Genomic DNA, 21859 nt, shown 5'->3' on the forward strand with positions numbered 1-21859 from the left:
CCTATATAGCGCGCTTTGCCCGGGTTCAGACCCCCTTTAAATGAGGTCCGAACCCTAGAACGGGGAGCCGCGTGGCGCGGGAATATGACAGGAAAGACCGGCCCAATGCGCGCTTCCACGGCCGCATCGAAGGTGCGGGCCGTGCGTGCACGGAACCCGGGTGCGAGGAACCCGGTGAATTCCGCGCGCCGCCCGAAGAAGGCGTCGGCTTCGACGGCGAGGGGCCGCGCCCCTATCGCTGGTTCTGCCTCGACCATGTCCGCGCCTTCAACGCGCGCTACAATTTCTTCTCGGGCATGAGCATCGACGAGATCAACGCGGCGCAGCGCCCGCTTGCCGGATGGGAGCGCGAGACGCGCGCCTTTACCGCGCAGGCCGGCGATCGCCCGCCGCGCTGGGCCGATTTCAACGACCCGCTCGACGCCATATCCGGGCGTTTCGGCAAACGCACTGCGACTGAACGCAAGGACGGCAAGCCGCTGTCGGGCGAGGACCGCCGCTCGCTCGGTGTGCTCGGGCTCGACAACGATGCCGATCGCGCAGCCTTGCGCCGGCGTTACAGCGAGCTGGTGCGGCGTTATCACCCCGATCGCAACGGCGGCGACCGCAGCCATGAGGCGATGCTGCAAAAGGTCATCGCCGCCTATCAGCAACTGCGCAAGGCCCCCGCCTTCGCCTGACCCCGCGCCGGTCGCAATGATCGGGCGGAGAAGCGTGCAAGGTTGCAAATGCGCCCGCCTTCGCGCAGTCGCATCGCATCCGCCAACCAGCAGCATCGACCCGAGCACCCATGGAAGACGCATCGACCCTCCGCGCCGCCGCCCTCGACTCCAAGGCCTGGCCTTATGAGGAGGCGCGCAAGCTGTTGAAGCGTTACCCGGACGGCAAGCCGGGCGGCGCGCCGATCATCTTCGAGACCGGCTATGGCCCATCGGGGCTGCCGCATATCGGCACCTTCAACGAGGTGCTGCGCACGACGATGGTGCGCAACGCCTATCATGCGCTGAGCGACACGCCGACGCGGCTGATCGCGTTCAGCGACGATATGGACGGGTTGCGCAAGGTGCCCGACAATGTCCCCAACAAGGCGATGCTGACCGAGCATCTCGGCAAGCCGCTGAGCCGCATCCCCGACCCGTTCGGCAAGTTCGAGAGCTTTGCCGCGCACAACAATGCGGTGCTGCGCGACTTTCTCGATCGCTATGGCTTCGACTACGAGTTCCTGTCCTCGACCACCGAATATGCCTCGGGCCGGTTCGACGACACGCTGCGGCTGATCCTCGAACGCTACGCCGCGATCATGGACGTCATGCTGCCGACGCTGCGCGCCGAGCGCGCCGCGACCTATTCGCCGGTGCTGCCGGTGAGCCCCAAGTCGGGGATCGTGCTGCAGGTGCCGGTCCAGGTGGTCGATGCCGCGACGGGCATGATCGCCTTCATGGATGAGGGCGAGCGGATCGAGCAGAGCGTCTTTGGCGGGCTGGCCAAGCTGCAATGGAAGGTCGACTGGGCGATGCGCTGGACCGCGCTCGGCGTCGATTACGAGATGTCGGGCAAGGATTTGATCGACAGCGTCATCCAGGCAACCAAGATCACGCGCGTGCTCGGCGCCCGCCCGCCCGAGGGGCTGACCTATGAGATGTTCCTCGACGAACGGGGCGAGAAGATCTCCAAGTCGAAGGGCAACGGGCTGAGCCTCGAGCAATGGCTCACTTATGGCCCCGAGGAGAGCCTGGCCTTCTACGCCTATCGCGAGCCGAAAAAGGCCAAGTCGCTGCACATGGGCGTGATCCCGCGCGCGGTGGACGATTACTGGCAGTTTCGCGCCAGCTATGGGGCCCAGGAGCTGAAGGAAAAGCTCGGCAACCCGGTCCACCATATCCATGACGGCAAGCTGCCGACGGGCGAGCTGCCGGTGACGTTCGGCCTGCTGCTCAACCTGGTCGGAGTGATGGGCGAGGCGACCAAGGAACAGGTGTGGGGTTATCTCGGCAATTATGTCGCCGATGCGACGCCGGAGCGCTTCCCCGAACTCGACCGGCTGATCGACCGCGCGCTGGCCTATGGCCGCGACTTCGTCACCCCCACGCTCAAGCGCCGCGCGCCCGAGGGTGTCGAGGTGGCGGCGCTGGAGAAGCTCGATGCCGAACTGGCCGCGCTGCCGGCGGATGCCGATGCCGAGACGATCCAGAACATCGTCTATGAGATCGGCAAGAGTCAGTTCGGGGATCTTGGCGGCTTCGAGAGCCTGCGCGACTGGTTCAAGGCGCTGTACGAGACGCTGCTGGGAACGAGCCAGGGGCCGCGCATGGGGAGCTTCATCGCGCTGTACGGGGTGGAGAATACACGCGGGCTGATCAAGGCGGCGTTGGGGCGGTAGGGGCGGAAGCAAGCTCACCCCTCCCCCGCCAGCCGGGATGCCCCGTCGGGCTATCCCGCGCCACCTGCTCCACCTGTTCCGCCTGCAACATTTTTTTCAGCCGGCGCGCGATGGATTTCCAAGGCGCCTGTTTCGCGGTGTTGCAATGACTTGCCGGTAGAAATGTCGCTTCCGGATATCCAACTTAACAGGTGTGGAGCAGGAGGCCGACCGCCTGCCAGCAGGTCCTGCTCCAGCGCGGAGCAGGGCATGGCCACGCCGCGAGCGCATTACATCTTGATCGACGATGAGAAACAGCGGCGCGATGCGCGAGGGCATATCGTCGCATGAATTGGTGAGCGTTGAATCATCGCGAGACCACCTTGAGTTTAGGTGTTTCTGCGCGAGGCACCGTAACCCGAGCTGAAAAAGGCCAAGTCGCTGCACATGGGCGTGATCCCGCGCGCGATCGAGCGAGTATTGGCAGCTCCGCAGCAATTATGCCGGGCAGGAGCTGCAGAAGAAGCTCGGCAACGCGGAGCACCATATCCATCGCGGCAAGCTGCCGACGGGCGAGCTGCGGATGACCTTCGGCCTGGTGCTCAACCTGGTCGGGGTGATGGGCGAGGCAACCAAGGAGCAGGTGTGGGGCTATCTCGGCAATTATGTGACCGATGCGACGCCGGAGCGCTTCCCCGAACTCGACCGGGAGCTTCATCGCGCTGTACGTGGCGGAGAATACGCGCGGGCTGATCAAGGGGGCGTTGGGGCGGTAGCATCCGCCGCGACCTTGCGCACCAGATCGACCAGCGAGGTCGCGGCGAAGCGTTGCATGATGCGGGCGCGGTGGAATTCGACGGTGCGCGGGCTGATCTTCAGCGCCTGGGCGATGGCCTTGTTGGTCGAGCCGGCATGGAGCGCGAGCATCACCTCACGCTCGCGCGGTGTCAGCCGGGCGCAGCGCGCGATCAGATCGCGTTCGCTCAATGATGGCGCGACGATCCGACCGGGTTGTTCGCGCGCGGTAATCAACCAGCCTGCCGCAGTGCCGGAATCGCCAAAGGGTTCGACCACGACGTGCAAGTCACGGCGCGACGCCGAGTCACCATCCAGGGCCTGGCGGGCAACGCCCTGCCAGGTGCCTTGTTCAGCGATGCCGGCCAAAGCGCCATCGACGGAGACGCCGAGCGCTTGCAGCAGCGCTACACCATGCCGGTTAGCGGACGAATCGCCCGCGACGGAAACGAGCAACCGGGCAATGGCCGGGTTGAAGAATATTACGGCGAAGTCGTGATCGCAAACGGCAAGGGCGATCGATGATTCCGTGACTGCCGCGCAAAGCAATTCCGCCGGCACTGACGCTTCGGCCAACTCGTCGATCATTCCGCTCCGTCCCCCCGCGCGTCGCGCACGCCATTTTAATTACGCCACCGAAATCATTGATTTCCGACTGGTATTCATACGAGTAGCCTAGGCCAAAGGATCCATCTAGTCGCGAAAATATACCGGGGGGGCCTGTTTCAGGAGTCCGGTTCCTATTTGCGTTTCGCCTGACGGCACCAGCCGTCCCAACCTCCAGGCGCCCATCTCAACCTCGGCGAAAGCCACCATAAGGCAGCCGCGCGCCTCCGCGCGCGCAGCCACGACAGGGAAATTCAACGATGACTAACTCGACGATTCGACGCGCGATGCTGCTCGGCAGCGTCTCGACCGCAGCAGCGATCTTCCTTCTGCCGGGCAGCGCCGCCGCCCAGGCGACGACCTGTTCGCAGGCCGGCACCACCATCACCTGCGTCGATGGCGCCGCTACGGTGCTGACCGCGACGACGACGCCGAGCAACGCGACCGTCCCCGGCGCAGGCCTGGTCACCGTCGATACGACGGGCCCGGCGGCGACGACCTATAGCGCGACCGGCACGATCGCGACGACCGGCGTACGCGCGGTCACCATGACCTCCACCGGCGGCGCGCTGAGCTTCACCCCCGCCGGCAGCGGCGCGGCGCTGAACATCGCCACGACCGGCGGCAACGCCGCCAACGCGCTGACGCTCAACACCCTCGGCCAGGCGGCCACTGTCACGGTCGGCAACATTGCCACCAGCGGCACCAATTCGTTCGGTGTGCTGTCAACCGCGGGCGGCGACCTGACGCTGCGCACCGGCAACATCACGACGACCGGCGCGGGCAGCACGGCGATTGACGCGGGCAACCAGACCGGCAACATCTCGATCGTCGCGGGCGACATCACCTCGACCGGCCGCGGCATCCGCACCAACTCGGTCACCAACGGCAGCAACACCACCGTCGTCGGCAATCTCGTGACCGGCGACCGCGGTATCCTCGCCAATGGCGGCACGGTGTCGATCACGGCCGGCAACGTCACCACCTCTACCAATGGCGGCACGACCCCCGGCGGTTACGGCGTCATTGCGCAAACCTTCAGCGGCGACGCAACGGTCACGACCGGCGCGGTGAATTCGGTCAACGGCGCAGGTGTCGGGGCGAACATTCTGGGCGCAACTGGTTCCGCCGTCATCAAGACGGGTGCGGTCACGAGCACCAACAACAACGGCATCTTTGCGCAGGTCTTCAATGCGACCGGCTCGGCGGACATCGGCGGTTGCCCCAGTGTCAGCACCACCGGCGACAATGCCACCGCCATCTTCGCCCAGACCCAGGGCACGGGATCGGTAACGATCAATTGCGGGGCGCTTTCCACCACCGGCGGGAACAGCAATGGCGTGTTCGCCACGTCCGCCGGCGGCAACATGGTCGTCAACATCACCTCGGCGACGACGTCGGGCCTCGGATCCTATGGTGTCACCGCCAACACCGGTGGCACCGGCACGGTGACGACCAATGCCGGGGTGATCACCACCACGGGCAACGGCGCGACCGGCCTGTTCAGCCGCGCCGGGACGGGCGCGATCGACGCGGGTTACGGCAACATCACGACCTCGGGTATCGCGGTCGGTGGTAACAGCGCCAGCGCGCTCGACCTCGCCTCGACTGGCACGATCAACCTGCGCGGCAGCGGCGCGACGCTGCGCACCAATGGCGCCGGCACGACCGCGGCGATCATCACCGGCGCGGGCGTCACCGGCAATCTCGGCAATGTCACGACGACCGGGCTGGGCGCGCAGGGCGCGATCATCACCTCGACCGCACCGGTCAACCTGACCATCGGCACCGTCGCGACGACGGGCAACGGTGTGATCGTCAATGCCGGCACCAATGCCGTTACGCTGACGACCGGCGCGGTCACCGCGACCGAGGCCGGCGCGACCGGCACGGTCGTCAACACGACCGGCGCGGTCACCTTCACCGGTGGCAAGCAGACAGCCAATGGCGCGAACGCGCTGCGCATCACCGGCGGTGCCGGCACGATCAACGCCACGCTGGCCGGCGCGGCGACGACGGGGGTGGGCACGGCGGTGCTCGTCACCGGCACTGGCCCGGTGACCGTCGCCAATACGGGGACGATCACCACCACCGGCGCCAATAGCGATGGCATCAACGTCGCGACGACCGGCAGCATCGCCATCAGCGGCGGGCAGGTCGCCACGACCGGCGCCAACAGCCGCGGCATCGTCGCCAACGGCGGCGGCGCGGTCACCGTCGCGGCAACGGGCGTGACCACCACGGGCATCAACGCCAACGCTATCTCGGCGACCAGCACCGGCGGATCGGTCGGCGTCACGCTGAGCGGCACCAACAACTCGGTCAGCCTCGACGGCGCGAACATCGCGGCGGCAACCACCGCCAACCTCACGCTCACCTCGGGCACGCTCGCCGGCACCAACAATGGTGCGACGATCGTCTCGGGCACCGGCACGACGGTGACCAACGCCGGCACCATCAATGGCGCCAACTACGCGCTCGCCATCACCGGCGGCGCGGCGACCATCGCCAATAGCGGCACGATCACCGGCCGCATCCTGCTGACCGCCAATGGCGACACGCTGAACAACAGCGGCACCTTCAACGCCAACAGCAGCAGCGATTTCGGCGCCGGCAACGATCTGTTCAACAACAGCGGCACGCTACGTGTCCTCGGCACCGCGACGACGGCGGGCACGGTCACGCTGACCGGGCTGGAGGCGTTCAACAACAGCGGCCTGGTCGATCTGCGCAACGGCCATGTCGGCGACGTGCTGGTCCTGCCGGGCAGCTATACCGGCAGCGGTACGGCGCAGCTCGGGCTCGACGTCAACCTCGGCAGCGCGACCTTCACCGGCGACCAGCTGCGCATCGGCGGCGCGGCGACCGGCGCGACTGTCGTGTCGATCACCCCGCTCAACACCACGCCGGCGGTGCTCAGCACCAGCGCGGGCACGGTGCTGGTGCAGGCGGGCGCCGCCTCGACCGCCTCGGCCTTCACGCTCAACGGCGCGAATGTCGACCAGGGGCTGATCCAGTACGGCATCGTCTACAACCCGACGACCTTCGCCTTCAGCCTGGTCGGCACGCCGGGTGCCGGCGTCTACCGCACCGCGTTGTTCGCCGAAGGGGCGCGCAATTTGTGGCTGCAGTCGGGCGATGCCTGGTCGGCCCATATGCGCGAACTGCGTGACAACGTCGCGGCCAATGGTCCGGGCGGTGCCGGCGGTCGCGTCTGGGGCCAGGCAATCGGCCAGGTTGAGCAGCGCACCGGAAGCCGCAGCTTTGCCTTCAACGGCGTCACCACGCCGGTCAACATGGGCTATAAGCAGGATTATTTCGGCGGTCAGATGGGAATCGACTTTGGTGGTCCGGCGGGGAGCGGGGCGTTCGCGTTCGGCATCACCGGCGGCTATCTCAATTCCGACCTGAGCTTCGCCAACTCGCCCGACCGGATCAACTTCGACGCGGTCAATGGCGGGGTCTATGCCAGCTACAATGCCGGGATCTTCTTCATCAACGCGCTGGGCAAGTACGACTATTATTGGGGCGACAATGTCAGCGTCTCGGGTCGCTACACGCAGAAGCTGAAGGGTTCGGTCTATGGCGGCAAGGCCGAGGCCGGCTTCCGCTTCGGCAACAGCCTGTGGATCGAGCCGGCGGCGAGCGTGTCCTACACCCACTCCGACTTCCATGATTTCGCGGTGTCGTCGGGAACCTTCAACTTCAACGACCAGGACGGCGTTCGTGGCCGGGGCGGCGCGCGGCTGGGCTACACCCGCGAGATCGGCACCGCCAAGGTGACCTTCTATGGCGGCGGCAACTATGTTCATGAGTTCAAGGGCCAGGACCAGGTCGTCTTCACCAGCGGCGGCCAGGTCGTGACCTTCGCCAACCAGCGGCTGCGCGATTATGGCGAAGGCACGCTGGGCGTGAACATCGGGTCGCAGCAGGGCAAGATCAGCGGCTTCTTCGAAGGCCGTTATGCCAATGGCGGCGATTATGAGGGCTATGGCGGCCGCGCCGGCGTCCGCTTCCGCTTCTGATGTCGTCGTAACATCGCATCACGAGACATGGGTCACTTCGCAAGAAGCGGCCCATGACTTTTTGTGGCGGCGCAGGACCGGCGTCTAGCGCTTGGTCTCGGCAAGGAAGAGGAACGAATAGTCCGCCGCATAGGCCGCCGGCGCGCCCGCCCCCGGCTTGGTCACCTTGCGCAGTCCGTGCGCCGCAGGCGCTGTCGCGATCGAGGCGAAGACGTGGCAGTCCATGCAGCTGTTCGAGGTCTGCTGGAAGCTTTCCATCGTGGTGTTGGCGACGATCTGCGTCGGGCCGCCGGCATTGCCCTTGGGCATCGGATTGCCCATCGTCAGCGGCACCTTGAGCCCCGGGCCAGGCGTCGGGTCGGCGATGCCGGTCTGCGGCCATTGGACATCGACCAGCCGGTAGTAATTGAACACCGATTTGGCCGGCAGCATACCCCAGACAAAGGCGGTGACGCCGTTGGCGGTGGTGCCGACGGGGTTGATGCGCGTGATCTGCATCGGCGCGTTATATGGGTCGCACGCCACGCCGGGCTTGGTGCAGGGCGTCGGCGGGGCATTGTGCTTGCAGCCATAGGCCGGGTCCTTGCCCGCGGTGCAGCCCGCGTTGAAGAAGGTGTAGCCCGGCGTGGGCTGCTGGTTGGCATTGGCTGGCAATGTCGGCGCGCTGTAGCCGCCGCCGCTTGCCTCATCGGGGCTGTTGTCGATCTGCTCGAAGGTCGCCCACACCCAGGGCAGGCGCGGGAAGCGCTTGCGGATGATGTGCAGCCCGGTCAGCCCGACGGTGACGGTGCGGACCTTCTTGGTGGTCGGGTCGAGGATCTCGGCCTGGGCGGTCTTGTAGCGATAATCGAGTTTATGGTCGGCCGGCAGCGGCGTCCATGACGCCTTGATCTCGATCGCGCCGACGCCCTGGCCGAACGCATGCGTGCTGCCGGTGCAGTCGGTATCGTCCCAGCCATTGGCTTCGCCGGCGGGGAAGTTGATCCCGCCGCGCAGTACCGTGCCCTTGGGGTAACGCGGCTTGATCGGCTTGCCGCCATCAGAAACCGGCTTGCCGGGTTGCGTCGCGCAGGCGAGTTGGCCGGCGGCGGTGGTCAGGTCAAACCCGGCCTGCGTGATGAACTCGAACTCGTCCTGGTTCATCAGCACTTCGTAATAGGTAACGTCGCCGCGCTGGTTGGTCAGCCAATGCGCGCCGCCGCCGGCCTGGGCGATGTCCGACAAATCGAGGCTGCCGAGCTTCGAGATGCGGCTGAGCGGCTTGATCGCCGGTCGCTTCGCCTGCCAGAGACCCTTGAGCGGCGCCTTGTCGCCGAACACATTGGCGGCCTCGAGATAGCTTTCCCATACCATCGGGCGGGTGTCGCGCGGCGTGCCGAAGCTGTCCCAGCTCGCGGCAGGATCGGGGAAGCCGGGTTTGGCAGGGTCTGCGCGCCAGTTGAGCGCGATGAACGCACCCCAGGCGGCGCAATCGACCTCGGTCTGGCTGCCGCCGGGGTTGACCGGCAGCACCGGCGTCTGGGTCGGCGCGAAGGTGCCGCAGGGATTGGCGACCGGGGTCTGCACCGCAATGGTGTTGCCGGACGGCGCACCGGGCTTGCAGCCGGCGAGCCCGGTCATGGCGAGCGACAGGCCAAGCAGCGTGGCCATGGCGCGACCACCGTCATGGTGCAGGCGTGATGTCATGATCCGTCTCCCCTGTGCCGCGCCCCCGCAGCACCCGCCGGCGACGCGCGCCGGACGAGCTTTCAGGGCAGAAGAGTGCCGCATCGGCGGCAATTAACAATAGCGAAGCGGATGGATCTGGGGGGCGATGCTAGGGCCTTGGCGCGGACTCGGCCGGCGCCACCGGGGCGGCTGTACCTGGCGCGGGCAGCGTCGGCCCGACGGGCGGGGCGACCGTCGGCGCGGGCCGCGACGGCGCGATGTAACCGAGCGGATTTTCCGACATTGGCGCGGCCTCCATCGTCGTCCTGCCCTTGAGATAATCGATCTCGGCCTGGCGGCGACGCAGGTAGAAGTCGCGCGACGATTCATAGGGGCTGGGCACATTGTCGTGCAGGATGTGCAGTTCCGCGTCGAAATCCGCGCGGTGATCGAGCGCGCCGAGCACGCCGGAAGGCGCGCCGAAGGTAAGGCTGTTGAACGGCGCGCCGACGCCGAACGGCAGGATCAGGCGATCGACGAACCCGCCAAACAGGTCGCGCACCGTGGTCGGGCCGACGATCGGCAGGAACATGAACGGGCCGTTGGGCACGCCGTAAAAGCCGAGCGTATCGGCAAAGCCGTTGCCGCGCCGCCGCCAGTGGAACGGCTTGCGCCGGGCGATGTCCATCACCCCCGCGACGCCGACGGTCGAATTGATCGTGAAACGGCCGACCGTCTCGACCGCCTTGCCGATCTTGAGCTGGAGCAGGAAGTTCACGAACACGACCGGCTCGCGCAGATTGTACAGGAAATTGTGGACGCCGCTGCGCATCTGCTCCGGCACATTGTGCTTATAGGCCAGCGCGACCGGGCCGATGAATGCCTTGTCGACCGCGTCGGTGACGGCAAAGCCGGCCTCGTTGATCTTCGAAAAGGGGTCTGGCGCCAGCGGACGCTTCGGCGCGGTAACGACGACGTCGTTTTCGGGATTGTCGGGGTCGGCAGGCCTCGGCGTCGGCGGGGTCGTCTGTACGGGCGAGGCTGGCGCATCGACGGTCTGCTGGGGCGTGGCGGCCGGGACCGGCTGCCCGGCCGGCGCTACCTGCGTGTCCGCGACGACCATCGGCACGGCGCCCGCCGGCAGCGGCGCCATCGCCAGCAGCATCGCATGGGGAATTGTCAGCACGCTCACGTCGCCGCCTCTTCTGTCACCAGCCCGTGACGCGACCACCGCACGCCACGCCGTCTCGTTCGGAGATTTGTTACATGGATGTGTCGATCACCGGCCCAACGCAAGCGGTGAATCCCGTAGCCGGCGCGAAAGCGCGGCGCGTCAGTGCCGTGCACCGGCGATTTCCTGAAGCAGTCGCGACAGCACCCATTCGGGCCGGGCCGGCTTGCGCACGATCGTCAGGTCGGGATAGCCGGCACGCAAGGCAGCCGGGATGCCGGTCGCGGAGTGGAAGATGAACGGGGTCGACTGCGCCATCAGCCGTTCGGCGACGGGGCTGGCCTCGCCGTCCTCGAGATTGGCATCGAGGATCGCGGCATCGATCCGCGTGCTGTCGAGCAGTTGCATCGCCGCCGCCGCGCTGCCGACCGAGCCGGCGACGATCGCGCCGAGATCGAGCGCGGCAAGTTCGAGGCCGAGCGCGATGATCGCCTCGTCCTCGACGATCAGGATGTGAAGAGGGGACATGGCGGCTCCCGGGATCGAGCGGGAGCGCGGTGTCTCTCAGCCGGTGACGCGCAGGGCTTGGTCATCGATCGGGCTACAACCCCCCGGCGCCGCGATGGTTGCGACAGCCGGGCCGGGGCCGCGCGGGAGACGCTACGCTTTCCATTCGGGCCCGGATCGCCTAGGATGCGCGGATCGTCGACAGTCTGCATGTAAGCGTCGACGGCTGAGAGACGCGTGCTCCCGCTTACGAGTCGGAGTTGCGCGCATGACCCGCCCCTATCGCGACCTTTGCCGGATCGACCGATGCGTCTGAGCCGCGGCGGAAAAGCCAGCGAGCGTGTTCGCGCCGCGATCCAGCCGCATGAGCCGGTCGAGCCGACCGTCGTCACCGTCGCGCCGCGCCCATTGCCGGAAAGCCCACGCAACCGCTTCATCGGCGTCAAGCTGACCCCGCGTGCCGCCGAGCGCCAGGGCCTGGTGGTCAAGCTCGCGCTCAAGATGCTGACCGCGCCCGGCGCGGCGACGGCGTTCCTCAACAACGATCACCCCAAGCTCGGCGGGCGCCCGCTCGACCTCGCGGTGGCAAGCGACGAAGGCCTCGCGGCAGTCGAGGCGCTGCTCGCGGCGAAGTAGCCGGCACGACCCGCGCGGTGGTGAAATGCCGCGTGGGTTACAATTTCCGCGCGAACTGCTATATAGGGCATGCTTCAGTCGCATATCGACGGTCTTCGGCGCTTTGCGGCTCCTTTCTCCTTCTTTCCCTGCTGCCACGGCACCGGGCCGTCCGGCGTTCGGGCGTCCCCCCAGAAAGAAGGAAATCATCATGACCATCGGCACCGTCAAATTCTTCAACACCGAAAAGGGCTTCGGCTTCATCTCGCCGGATGGCGGCGGGAACGACGCCTTCGTGCACATCTCTTCGCTCGAGCGTTCGGGCATGGGCCCGCTGGCCCAGAACGACCGCGTGTCGTACGAGTTGGAGCAGGACAAGCGCGGCAAGATGAGCGCCGTCAACCTGCAGCACGCCGAATAATATCGGATTGCGGCGGCGTGGGTCCTCGGGCCCGCGCCGCCTTCTACCCTTTACCCCGCGCTCTGGCATCGTCGATCGCGGGGAAATGCCTGTCGACCACCACGCTTCAGACCGGAAGGAGCCTCCCTTATGGACACACCGGACATCAGCCGCGCCCGCGCCGCCGCCGAGCGCGCCATCGGCGCCGCCTCGACGCTCGACAATGTCAAGGCACGCTGCGAGCGCGCCGCCCAGGCGTGGGAAGAAATCGCTGACCGCCAGGAGCGCACCGCCAAGGCGCGGATCGAACGCGAAAGCCGGGTCGTGCCGCGCGTCGACGGCCAAGCCCCGCTCGCCACCGCTTCCTGATACCCGCTCGGTGCGCGCCGCCGGGAGTGGCGCTGCACTGACCCCGGATTCCCTCGCCCGCCACGATTTCGGAACCATTCCCAGCATTTGGTTGCGAAGCGAGGTGACGCGCGCGGCAGATTGGTGCCAATAGGCATGATGCGCCGTACCCGCTCCGCCCTGCGCCGTTTCCTCGCCGACGAAGCCGCCGGCGGAATCGTCCTGATCGCCGCCGCCGCGCTGGCGATGCTCGCCGCCAACTCGCCGCTCGCCGTGGATTATTTCCACCTGCTGCACGCCGTGACCGGCCCAACGCTCGCGCCGGCGGTTGGGCCGATGACCGTCCATCTGTGGATCAACGACGGCCTGATGGCGATTTTCTTCCTGCTCGTCGGACTGGAGATCAAGCGCGAGATCGTCGCCGGCGAACTGTCGCGCCCGGCCGACCGCCGGTTGCCGCTGCTCACCGCCGCGGCAGGGATGGCGGCGCCGGCCCTGGTCTATCTCGCCGTGACCTGGGACCATCCGGCGCTGCGCGGCGGCTGGGCAATTCCTGCGGCGACTGACATCGCCTTTGCGGTCGGCGTGCTGGCGCTGCTCGGCAAGCGCGTGCCCACGCAGCTCAAACTCTTCCTCACCACCGTCGCGATCGTCGACGATATGGGCGCGGTGGCGATCATCGCGCTGGTCTACAGCAAGGGGCTCGATGGGGGCGCGTTGCTTGCCGCGACCGGCATGCTGGCGGTGATGTGGGCGCTCGGCCGGCGCGGCGTGACCGCGCTGACGCCCTATCTGCTCTGCTTCGCGCTGTTGTGGTGGTTGCTGTTGCTGTCGGGGGTGCATGCAACCGTCGCCGGGGTGCTGGCCGCCACGCTGATCCCGGTCGGCGCGGACGAGAAGACCTCGCCGCTCCACCGGCTCGAACATGCGCTGAGCCCGTGGGTCGCCTTCGCCATCGTGCCCTTGTTTGCGCTGGCCAATGCCGGGGTGTCGCTCGCTGGGCTCGGCCTGCATGCGCTGGGCGAGCCGCTGGTTGTCGCGGTCGCCGCCGGACTGTTCGTCGGCAAGCAGGCCGGGATGCTCGGCGGGATCGCGCTGGCCGACCGGTTCGGCATTGCGCCGCGCCCGCGCGGCGTCAGCTGGACGCAGCTTTACGGCGTGCTGCTGCTCGCGGGAATCGGCTTCACGATGAGCCTGTTCATCGGCGGGCTCGCCTTTGCCGACGATGCGCAGATGAATGCGGTCAAGATCGGCGTGCTGATCGGATCGGGCCTGTCGGCGCTCGCGGGGTATGCGGTGCTGCGCTGGGTCGCGCGCCCGGCGCGCTGAACCTTACCGCGCGCCGGTATCCAGTCCGATCCGTGCTACCGGCTGCGTGCCGCGCCATGTGCCGAACAACCGGTCCCACCACGACACGCTCTCGCCATAGTTGCTGTCGGTCAGCGCGCGCTCGTCGGAATGATGCACGCAGTGCGCGCCGGGGGTGACGAAGACCCATTCGAGCCGCCGCGACAGCTCGGCCGGCAAGCGGACATTGACGTGGGTACACATGTTCTGCGCGAACAGGATGGTATCGGCTATCGCCACCGCGATGGGCGAGACACCCAGCAGCAGCACCGTGCCGCTGGCGACGAATAAGCCGAGCACCAATTCGACCGGGTGGTTGCGCAGCGCGGTCGACAGGTCGAGCGCGCGATCGCCATGGTGCAGGCGGTGGAAACGCCAAAGCAGCGCAAAGCGGTGCGACGCCCGGTGCAGGCCGTAATTGGCCAGGCTGTGTGCGAGGTACATCGCCAGCACGGCAAGCGGCAGCGGCACCGCACGCAAACCGAGCAGCCCCCAGCCGTGCCGCTCGGCAACGACAGCGGTCGCCACGGCGGATATCGGCAAGATCGAGCCGAGCGTCAGATTGACCAGCCCGATCGAGAAATTGAACGCGAGCCGCCGGTCTGAAATGTCCTGCCCGAGGCGGGCCGCCCAGCGCGCCTCGGCGAGCGCGAGCAGAGCGAACAGCGCGATCAGCACCGCAAGGAAACCGACAGAGGACACAACGCCACCGTTGCCGATTCCGCCGCGCCTGCCAATGGCCGTTTACATTCGCGGCGACGGCGTCGATACGTCGATGCTGGCGGGCTGTATCCGTCAAGGGAGCGCAGATCATGACGACCGCACGTTTCTATACCATCGCCACCACGCTCCTGATCGGCTTCGCCGCAACGCCGGCCTTTGCTGGCGCGCCCATCACCCCCGCCCCGATCGCCGGCCTGGGCATCGGCGCCTTCGCCGTGGTGGCGATTGGCTATCGCGCGCTGAAGCGTCGTCTCGACCGCTGATGTGACGACCGTCGCGACGGCAGCGCGTCAGGCGCTGCCGGCCGACCCGATCCGGTTGCTCGCCTTCGCGGCAGTGCTCGCCGCGATCAATGGCGTGTCGACGACGATCTTTGCCTCGTTCGAGGGATTCGGCTGGCGCGGCGCGTTGCTCGACCTTAGCGGGGTCAGCGCGGTGTACTGGTTCGCGCTCTACGCCGTGGTGACCCTGTCGCGTGCGACGCCAACCGCAGACGCAGCGGTGCAAGCACGTCCGGCCGATCGATGGCTCGCCGCGCTCGTGGTTTCGCTGGCGCTATGGCCCAGCGCCCGCGCCGGCGCGGTCGGCGTATTGATCTGCGCGCTGTATCTCGCCCGCCGCGACGACCCGCGAGCGCGACCGATCGCCGTCATCCTGTTCGCGCTGAGCGGCATGCTGGTCGTCGGGCAGCTGCTGCTCGTCTTTGCGGGCCCGGCGCTGCTGACGCTCGACGCGCGCTTCGTCGCGATGCTCGCCGGCGTCGAGTCGAGCGGTACGACGGTGCGCTTTACCGGCCATGACGGGTTGTTCGCCATCGCCGTGCCATGCTCGTCGGTGCATAATGTCTCGTTGGCGGTGATCCTGTGGGCGAGTCTGACGCAGCTGCTCGGCTTTCGCGTGACACCCCGGCTGATCGGGCTGTGCGGCGCGGCGATGGCGACAATGGTGCTGGTCAACGGCGTGCGGCTCGCGGCGATCGCGCATTATCACGGGTCGTTCGACTGGCTGCATGTCGGTGGCGGCGCGCAGCTGTTCGGCTGGGCAAGCCTTGTCGCGGCGGGACTGGTGATCGCGGCCGGCCTGCTGCTGCTGCGTGACGAACGTGCGTAGCGTCGCGTTCGCCCTGCTGCTGCTGCTGTCGCTTGGCGTGAAATTCGCCGTGCGCGGGCACCTCAAGCCGACCGATGATGCCACGCTTGTCGCGACGCTCGACGCGCGCGCGCGCACTGCGGGCTTTACAACGACGATCGAGCGCCGCCCTATCGGCGCCGTGGTGACCGCGACGAAGGGCGATTGCGTGATGCAGTTGCGCGACGGTGATGGCGGCGCGGGCTTCGACCGCGTCTTTGCAGAGGTCGCGCGCGACGTCGGGCGACCTTTCTATCTGTATCGCGGCACGCTGTCGGCGACGCCGCCGGGACGGCGCAAGACGCTCGAGGCGTTCGTCCAGCACCAGCTCGCCGCGATCGGCATCGCCACCGCGCGCCCGGCGGTGATCATGGTGGCGCGCCGCCCGGCGTGTGGGACCGCTTTACCGCGGCTGGCGGACCTGCGGGTGACGATGACGACGGCGCGGTGAGCGGGGCTATCGCCGCGACGCGACGCGGCCATGTACCGCCTGCGCCGTGAAACGCGGTGCTCAATCGGCAATGAAGATTCGCGCGAGTTTCCCCATCGAGCACCAATAGATGTCGCGCGCCCAGCCGATCGAGGGGAAGACGACGCCTTGCGTCAGCCCGCCGACCGCCGCGCGCGCCAGTTCGGCGCCGGTCGCGATATCGAGCACGACCACGACTTCGCCCGTATTCCGGGCAAAGTCGTTGGTGACGATCTGGCCGGATCCAGGGTCGAGCAGCATGTGGCTTGCAGCGCCGATGCCCTCCTTGCGCCACAGCGGGGTGAGGCCGTCGGCAAACCGCCACGCTGCCATGACGCGATTGGCCGAGTCGTAACCGACGACGATCTGCCTGGCATGATCGACCAGCGGCGGATTGGTGATGCTCCCGCCGGCAATGCCGCTGATCTCGATCGCGTCATGATCTGCCGCGTCGGTCATCGACACGCGGATCAGCCGGTTGGGCGTGGGCACGACGCCGCGCCCGATCATGCTCGTGCGGTAGCGATGACGGCCATTGTCCATAAACCAGGCATTGGCGCCATCGATCACGACGTCCCAGCCATAGCTTTGCCGCGTCCCGCTCGTGTAATCGAAGCGCCACGCGGGATCGATCTCCAGCGTCCGGCCGGTCCAGCGATAGCGAAAGATCGAGCGCGTGCCGACGACATAGACCTGGTCGCCGATGGCGCTCAGCCGCGCGATCGACGGCTCCCGGCATTCGACCCCGGCGCACACCGCGGTCATCGTTTCGGGATCGATGACCGTCAGTCGCGCGCACACCCTGTCCGACAGGTTCTTGGTGACGAGCAATCCGTTGTCGAGCACGACGAAGGAATTATAGGGCATGTCGTGGGGAAGCTCGAACGAGCCCTTCAGCCGGCAATGTCGGTCGAGCCGATGCGCCCAGCGGCCGTAAACCACATAAAGATCGCCATTGCCGTGCACGGCGACACCGCCGGGCCACATCGGTCCGCCGGGCAACCTTGCCGATCGCGCGATGGTCTTGAGCGTCAGCGGATCGATCCGTTCGACCCGCGCCGTCGTCGAAAGACCGATCCGCGCGCGCAGCGCCGAATGGGTCAGCAGATAAACCTCGCCGGGGTCGCCGAGCACCGTCATCGTCGACATCATGGTGCGGCGGGTCGTAACGGCGAGCCGCTCGCCGGGCGTGACGGCGAAGCCCGCGCCCTGTGCCGGAATCGCCAGCCTTTGTGGTCCGCCGTCTTCGGCCGGCCACGGTCCGGGCCAATAGCCGCTCATGCTGTGCCTTGCTCTGCGCCGGCGAGCCCGGCGGAGGCCCTGCCGACACGTGCCTCTTGAGTCACTATTGCGCGAACGTCGCGTCGCGTCAGCGCGTTCAGCGCAGGTCTCCGGCCTCGGTCGGGCGCGACTGCTTAAGCGCGAGCCGGAGGAAGATCATGATCAGCGGCAGCAAGATCAGGCTGCCATAATGTTCGGGCGGATGGTGCCCGGACGGCGGATCATTGCGCACCCAGGCCGACCAGCTGAGCAACGCTCGCTCGACCAGCCCCACCAGCAGAAAGAGCGGCACGAGCGCGCGGTAGCGGAGGGCGATGATCAGCGTCACGGTCCCATGCGCGATCTGCGTCGCGCCGGCCCATGCGAACATGCCGATAATCATGTTCCGATTGTGACTGAGATCGAGCCCAGCGATCACGCCCGCGCCGCCGTCAGGAAGGAAGCTGTGGATCATCCCCGGAATGATCCAGCCAAGGCCGTAAAGCGCGAGGAACCATGCTGCAAAGCGGGAGCCTCGATATTGCTCGTTGGTGCTCGGCGGCAGGAATGCGCTCATAGCGCGAAACTCGCGAAACCGATCGTCGGCAACACTGGCGCCACGATGCCCGACTCCCATAACGCACACTGCAATAAATTGGCATTTAATGTGCCATAATATCGCCGGGGCGGTCAATCGACGTGAGCGACAGGCCAATTGGCGCAAGGCAGGCCAAAAGCGCTCGCGCCACGGCGGGCCGATCGCGGCCATGCCGGCGACAAGCGCTGCCCTGGCCCAAACCGGCAAGCATGCGCGCTCAACCGAAATCCTCGGCTCGCCAGCGACTTTGAACGAACCATCGAAACGCTACCGCATCGCTCTATCGTGCGCCTCGCGAGCGCATCACAGGCAAAACTGCAAGCCTATGAAATAGCGTTGCGCTTCATGATTCGGTCGCGTGGACCGTGGCCGCGCGCGCCGCCCGTTCCCGCAGATACCGCATCACGACCGCTTCATTGCGGTCGGTGGCTTGGCGACGCATGCGCACCGGCGGCGGCGGCGCGTCACTGCCGAGATAAAGCAGCACATTGGCGACGGTAAGCTGATAATCCGCTGCCAGTTGCTCATAGGTAACGCGGTGCGGCGCGACCCCGAGCGCGGCAAAGAAATTGTCCCAATGGCCATGGCAATAGTCGGAATAGCCGATCAATCGCTCGATTCGGTCGAGGTCGAACTGCGGTTCGGCGCGCGGTTCCTGCTCGCCGACATTGGGTATCGATCGCCAAAGCCCCGATTCGCTCGCCGCCACGGCGGAGATCGCCTGCCGCAACCGGTCGCGGCGCGCCAGATGGACGTAGGTTGGTGCCGGGAAGATCGGCGCAAGCAATGCGGCAAGACCACGATAGGTTTCGGGGTCGGTATCGGCCGGCGAGCGATCGGCCAGGTCGGGAAATCCTATGGGGTCCAGTTCGTTCGCGAGTTCGACCATGTCGCGCCAGAAGATCTTGACCGACAGCGTGCCGCTCGGGTCCGTGCGGAATCTGGTAACGGCGCGGGTGTAGCTCTCAAGATCGGGCGTGCCCCAGCGATCGGCGAGCGAGGGGCGAAAACCGCCATGGAAATATTCGAGCGGACAGCCAAGGCCGTCGGCGAAATGGATCGCCTCACCAAGCAAGGTGCTGCCCGAACGCTGGTGCGTACAGATCAGGACGGTTTTGCGCGGCGCGCCGTCCCACGCGGGATAATCATGTTGCGCGGTCGCAAGATCATAGAGTTTGCGGCCTTCAAAGGTCGCGACGTCACTCGTCATGCTGGCGCTCGCTTCGACGGCGTCGAATCGCGGAAGGTCTCATCACAAAAAGGGCTGGATGCGCTAGCATCCAGCCCAATTCTACCACGATGTAACAGTCCAGTGTCAGCTGGCGTTATTGAGCGCTTCGCCGGTAAGCGAGCCCGAGCCCTGCGCTGCCGCAACCGGCTCGAACGAGAGAATCTCCGGCTTCACCCAAGCGTCGCGGGCGATGGGCGATTCGGAATTATTCGCGGTCATGCCAGCGTCTTTGTCGAAAGCCATGATCAGTCCCCTTGAATCGGTTCACCCTTGTACCGGTCTGCGCTAACACAAGCTTAATCGGGTATCAATCCAAAGCGGCGTGATTCATGGTGCATTGCGGCATGGGCATCGCGCATCGGTCCATTTCCGGAAAACTTGCCACACGCCGCCGACCGAGCGCGGGGCTGTGGTTCGTGGACCATCTCGGCGTGTATCGCCAACTATTCGCCCGGGCGATAACGCCGTTCGGTATGACCTTGTAACTGTTCGGGATAGAAATAGACCGGGCGGAGCGCGCCGGTAGCATAGCGCGGTGCCTGATCGTTGAAGTGTTTTGCCGTCGGGTTCCCGCTTTCACCCCCCGCTGTCACGGCCCAGGCGCTAAGTCGTGGCCCGAATTCAACCACCGCCACGAAACTGTTGCCGCTGGTCCCATAATAGTTCTTCGTATTGGGATAGGCGTGCGCGCCGAACGAGGCGAGGCTGCCCCATTGTGCCGAGGTGAAGCCGACCGGGATGCTCGGTTGCGCATCGTCGAAACGTGCGGTGATCGAATCGTCGAGTCGCTGGAAGCGGTTGATTCGCCCCCAAGGCACGCGCCACGCGCCGAAATCGCGCGTCAGCCGTGCCACCGCCTCCTCGAGCGCGCCGAGTCGCGAATCGGCGCCGGCACGCTTCAGGATATAGTCGGGCACGTTCATCCGCTCGTCGCGGGCGAAATTGCCGACCTCCTGCCACAGCCCGTCGCCCCAGAAGACCGCGAGCGAGGTCGCTTCCGAGGCAACGCCCCAACGATAATCCCACGCCTTGAGCAAGGCGATCGGGCCGGCCAGCCGCGCACGGCGTGGGTCGTTCGCGGGCAAGGCGTCGAAATCGGCGGTTAGCTGCGGGATCAGCGCGGCGAAGGCGGGAAGATAGCTGTCATAGGCGGCGGCGATCAGGCGCTCGGGGTTGAAGTCGTGGCGCCCCGTCAGCATCAGATCGGCATGTGTCCCGCGCGCATTGGGGCCGGCCACGTCCATATAGCGCGGAAAGTCCTTCGCTTTGGGGCTGTCCGGCCCGGCGGCCTGCCACGGCGAGTCATTGGTGTTTTTGGCCCAGCCGATCGCGGGGTTGATCGCATTGGGCAGGCTGGCAACGCCGTGCAGCCCGTGCCAGTCGGTCGCCGGGTCGCTGCCATCGACCGGTTTGGTATAGTCGAAGCGGTCGCTGCGGATCGGCACGAATTGCGGGTGGAGATAGGCGATCTCGCCCTTGCTGTCGGCAAACAGCGTGTCGTTGGACGAGTTTGCCTGGCGCGCCGCGACCTGCAGATAGGAAGCGAGATCGTGCGCTCGGGTGCGCAGCCAGCTTTGTTCGAGCGCGGGGATCGGCTTCCACATCAGGCTCTCGGCGATCCACTGCGCGCCGCGCGTGGCGACGATCGGGCCGTGATGCGTACGCCAGGTGGTGAAGGTTCGCTGGCCCAGCGTGCCGTCGGGCTGGCGAAAGGCGATGGTGATGGTGCGCTCGCGCACGGGGCGCACCTCCGCACCATAGCGATAGCCATGTTTGCCATCGGCCAGCGGCACGATCGTCTCGGCGAACTGGTCGACATTGTCGACGCCCGACGAGGTGTGCATCCAGCCGGCGCGCTCGTTGAAACCCTGGTAGATGAAGAATTGGCCCCAGGTCGAGGCGCCATAGGCGTTGAGCCCGGCGTCGCTGGTCATCTGCAGCTCGGACCGGAAATAGAAGCTGGTATGCGGGTTGATCAGCAGCAGCGCGCGGCCGTCGACGGTGTTCTTCGGCGCGATGGCGATGCCGTTGGAGCCGCGCGGTTCACGCGGACGGCGTCCGCTTTCCTCATCGCTGAGCGCGATGTGCTCGCCGTAAAAAGCCGCAAGGTCGGCGGTCGAGATGCGCTCGATGTCACCGCCGATGCTGCCTTCGGTGAAGGACAGTGCCATCCACGGTTCGAAATGTGTCAGCACCTTGGGGTGTACGGCGGGGTGCGTGGCGAGATAAAAGTTCAGCCCATCGGCCCAGGCATTCATCAGCCCGCGCAACCACACCGGGCTGGCGCGATACTGTGCCTTGAGCTCGTCCGGCTCGACATAGAGCCGCTGGCGCAAATCGTTCCAGATCGCAGCCGGCCCCTCGGCCTCGGCGGTGCGGCCGAGCGCGGTCAGGTAATTGGCCTCGATCCGCCCGAAATCGTCCTCGGCCTGGGCGTAGATCGCGCCGAACACGGCATCGGCGTCGCTCTTGCCATGGACATGCGCGATGCCCCAATCGTCGCGCGTGATGGTCACCCGCGCCGCTTCTGCGCGCCAGCGCGGCATGTCGTCGGCGCGCGCGGCAGCAGGCAGGGTGAGGGCAAGGGCGAGCAGCAGCTTGCGCGCGGCGTGGTGACAGCTATCCATGGC

20 protein-coding genes and 1 pseudogene are annotated in these 21859 nt (G+C 66.6%); 11 read left to right on the forward strand and 10 right to left on the reverse strand.

Annotated elements, in window-relative coordinates:
- Positions 1 to 71: 71 nt before the first annotated feature.
- The 3 genes and pseudogenes from U1839_RS05730 to lysK form a co-directional block, all read left to right on the forward strand.
- Positions 72 to 680, forward strand: a complete 609-nt coding sequence (locus U1839_RS05730; protein WP_332802700.1) for a J domain-containing protein — start codon at positions 72 to 74, stop codon at positions 678 to 680.
- A 110-nt stretch (positions 681 to 790) separates the two neighbouring features.
- Positions 791 to 2380, forward strand: coding sequence for a lysine--tRNA ligase (locus tag U1839_RS05735; protein ID WP_332802701.1), 1590 nt, complete (start codon positions 791 to 793; stop codon positions 2378 to 2380).
- A gap of 399 nt (positions 2381 to 2779) precedes the next feature.
- Positions 2780 to 3086: pseudogene (gene lysK / locus U1839_RS05740) on the forward strand (lysine--tRNA ligase); the annotation flags it as partial.
- Between the two features lie 26 nt (positions 3087 to 3112).
- Here the strand turns inward: lysK and U1839_RS05745 are convergent.
- Entirely contained in the window at positions 3113 to 3742 is a 630-nt protein-coding gene (locus tag U1839_RS05745) for a LuxR C-terminal-related transcriptional regulator (RefSeq protein WP_332802702.1), read from the reverse strand.
- Positions 3743 to 4020: 278 nt separating this feature from the next.
- Between U1839_RS05745 and U1839_RS05750 the strand changes: the two genes are divergently transcribed.
- On the forward strand, positions 4021 to 7785 hold the full coding sequence (locus tag U1839_RS05750) for an autotransporter outer membrane beta-barrel domain-containing protein (RefSeq protein ID WP_332802703.1): 3765 nt from the start codon (positions 4021 to 4023) through the stop codon (positions 7783 to 7785).
- Between the two features lie 84 nt (positions 7786 to 7869).
- Here U1839_RS05750 and U1839_RS05755 read toward each other — a convergent pair whose 3' ends face one another.
- The 3 genes from U1839_RS05755 to U1839_RS05765 all read right to left on the reverse strand — a co-directional run bounded on the left by U1839_RS05755 (position 7870) and on the right by U1839_RS05765 (position 11131).
- A complete protein-coding gene (locus U1839_RS05755) occupies positions 7870 to 9471 on the reverse strand; it encodes a hypothetical protein (RefSeq protein ID WP_332802704.1) in 1602 nt (533 codons plus the stop codon).
- A gap of 130 nt (positions 9472 to 9601) precedes the next feature.
- Positions 9602 to 10624 (reverse strand): MlaA family lipoprotein, encoded by a 1023-nt coding sequence (locus U1839_RS05760; protein WP_332802705.1) that lies wholly within the window; start codon positions 10622 to 10624, stop codon positions 9602 to 9604.
- Between the two features lie 141 nt (positions 10625 to 10765).
- Entirely contained in the window at positions 10766 to 11131 is a 366-nt protein-coding gene (locus tag U1839_RS05765; RefSeq protein WP_332802706.1) for a response regulator, read from the reverse strand.
- Between the two features lie 285 nt (positions 11132 to 11416).
- Between U1839_RS05765 and U1839_RS05770 the strand changes: the two genes are divergently transcribed.
- From U1839_RS05770 to nhaA, 4 genes are all read left to right on the forward strand, one after another.
- Entirely contained in the window at positions 11417 to 11746 is a 330-nt protein-coding gene (locus U1839_RS05770; protein WP_332802707.1) for an antitoxin Xre/MbcA/ParS toxin-binding domain-containing protein, read from the forward strand.
- Positions 11747 to 11936: 190 nt separating this feature from the next.
- A complete protein-coding gene (locus U1839_RS05775) occupies positions 11937 to 12146 on the forward strand; it encodes a cold-shock protein (protein WP_281126420.1) in 210 nt (69 codons plus the stop codon).
- A 129-nt stretch (positions 12147 to 12275) separates the two neighbouring features.
- Positions 12276 to 12494 (forward strand): hypothetical protein, encoded by a 219-nt coding sequence (locus U1839_RS05780; protein WP_281126419.1) that lies wholly within the window; start codon positions 12276 to 12278, stop codon positions 12492 to 12494.
- Between the two features lie 135 nt (positions 12495 to 12629).
- Positions 12630 to 13802: a Na+/H+ antiporter NhaA gene (gene nhaA / locus U1839_RS05785; RefSeq protein ID WP_332802708.1), complete on the forward strand. Its 1173-nt coding sequence runs from the start codon at positions 12630 to 12632 to the stop codon at positions 13800 to 13802.
- A 3-nt stretch (positions 13803 to 13805) separates the two neighbouring features.
- On the opposite strand, the gene U1839_RS05790 is transcribed toward nhaA, so the two are convergent.
- Positions 13806 to 14522, reverse strand: a complete 717-nt coding sequence (locus U1839_RS05790; RefSeq protein WP_332802709.1) for a sterol desaturase family protein — start codon at positions 14520 to 14522, stop codon at positions 13806 to 13808.
- Positions 14523 to 14632: 110 nt separating this feature from the next.
- Between U1839_RS05790 and U1839_RS05795 the strand changes: the two genes are divergently transcribed.
- From U1839_RS05795 to U1839_RS05805, 3 genes are read left to right on the forward strand one after another with little or no spacing between them, the layout of a single operon-like run.
- Positions 14633 to 14806, forward strand: coding sequence for a hypothetical protein (locus tag U1839_RS05795; RefSeq protein WP_332802710.1), 174 nt, complete (start codon positions 14633 to 14635; stop codon positions 14804 to 14806).
- Between the two features lies 1 nt (position 14807).
- A complete protein-coding gene (locus U1839_RS05800) occupies positions 14808 to 15653 on the forward strand; it encodes a hypothetical protein (RefSeq protein ID WP_332802711.1) in 846 nt (281 codons plus the stop codon).
- The gene (locus U1839_RS05805; protein ID WP_332802712.1) at positions 15637 to 16122 is read left to right on the forward strand and encodes a hypothetical protein; all 486 of its coding nucleotides are present in this window, start codon (positions 15637 to 15639) and stop codon (positions 16120 to 16122) included. The genes U1839_RS05800 and U1839_RS05805 overlap by 17 nt, the downstream gene beginning before the upstream one ends.
- 60 nt (positions 16123 to 16182) lie before the next feature.
- Here U1839_RS05805 and U1839_RS05810 read toward each other — a convergent pair whose 3' ends face one another.
- The 5 genes from U1839_RS05810 to U1839_RS05830 all read right to left on the reverse strand — a co-directional run bounded on the left by U1839_RS05810 (position 16183) and on the right by U1839_RS05830 (position 21856).
- Positions 16183 to 17421, reverse strand: coding sequence for a hypothetical protein (locus U1839_RS05810; RefSeq protein WP_332802713.1), 1239 nt, complete (start codon positions 17419 to 17421; stop codon positions 16183 to 16185).
- Between the two features lie 97 nt (positions 17422 to 17518).
- The gene (locus U1839_RS05815) at positions 17519 to 18169 is read right to left on the reverse strand and encodes a hypothetical protein (RefSeq protein WP_332802714.1); all 651 of its coding nucleotides are present in this window, start codon (positions 18167 to 18169) and stop codon (positions 17519 to 17521) included.
- Between the two features lie 172 nt (positions 18170 to 18341).
- Entirely contained in the window at positions 18342 to 19208 is an 867-nt protein-coding gene (locus tag U1839_RS05820; protein ID WP_332802715.1) for a Stf0 family sulfotransferase, read from the reverse strand.
- A gap of 105 nt (positions 19209 to 19313) precedes the next feature.
- Complete coding sequence (locus tag U1839_RS05825; protein WP_281126410.1) at positions 19314 to 19472, reverse strand: hypothetical protein; 159 nt, start codon at positions 19470 to 19472, stop codon at positions 19314 to 19316.
- Positions 19473 to 19672: 200 nt separating this feature from the next.
- Positions 19673 to 21856 carry a penicillin acylase family protein gene (locus U1839_RS05830; RefSeq protein WP_443030575.1) on the reverse strand — a complete coding sequence of 728 codons (2184 nt, stop codon included), beginning with the start codon at positions 21854 to 21856 and terminating at the stop codon, positions 19673 to 19675.
- Between the last annotated feature and the right edge of the window lie 3 nt (positions 21857 to 21859).

This window comes from Parasphingomonas halimpatiens (assembly GCF_036663795.1).
Classification (GTDB): domain Bacteria; phylum Pseudomonadota; class Alphaproteobacteria; order Sphingomonadales; family Sphingomonadaceae; genus Sphingomonas.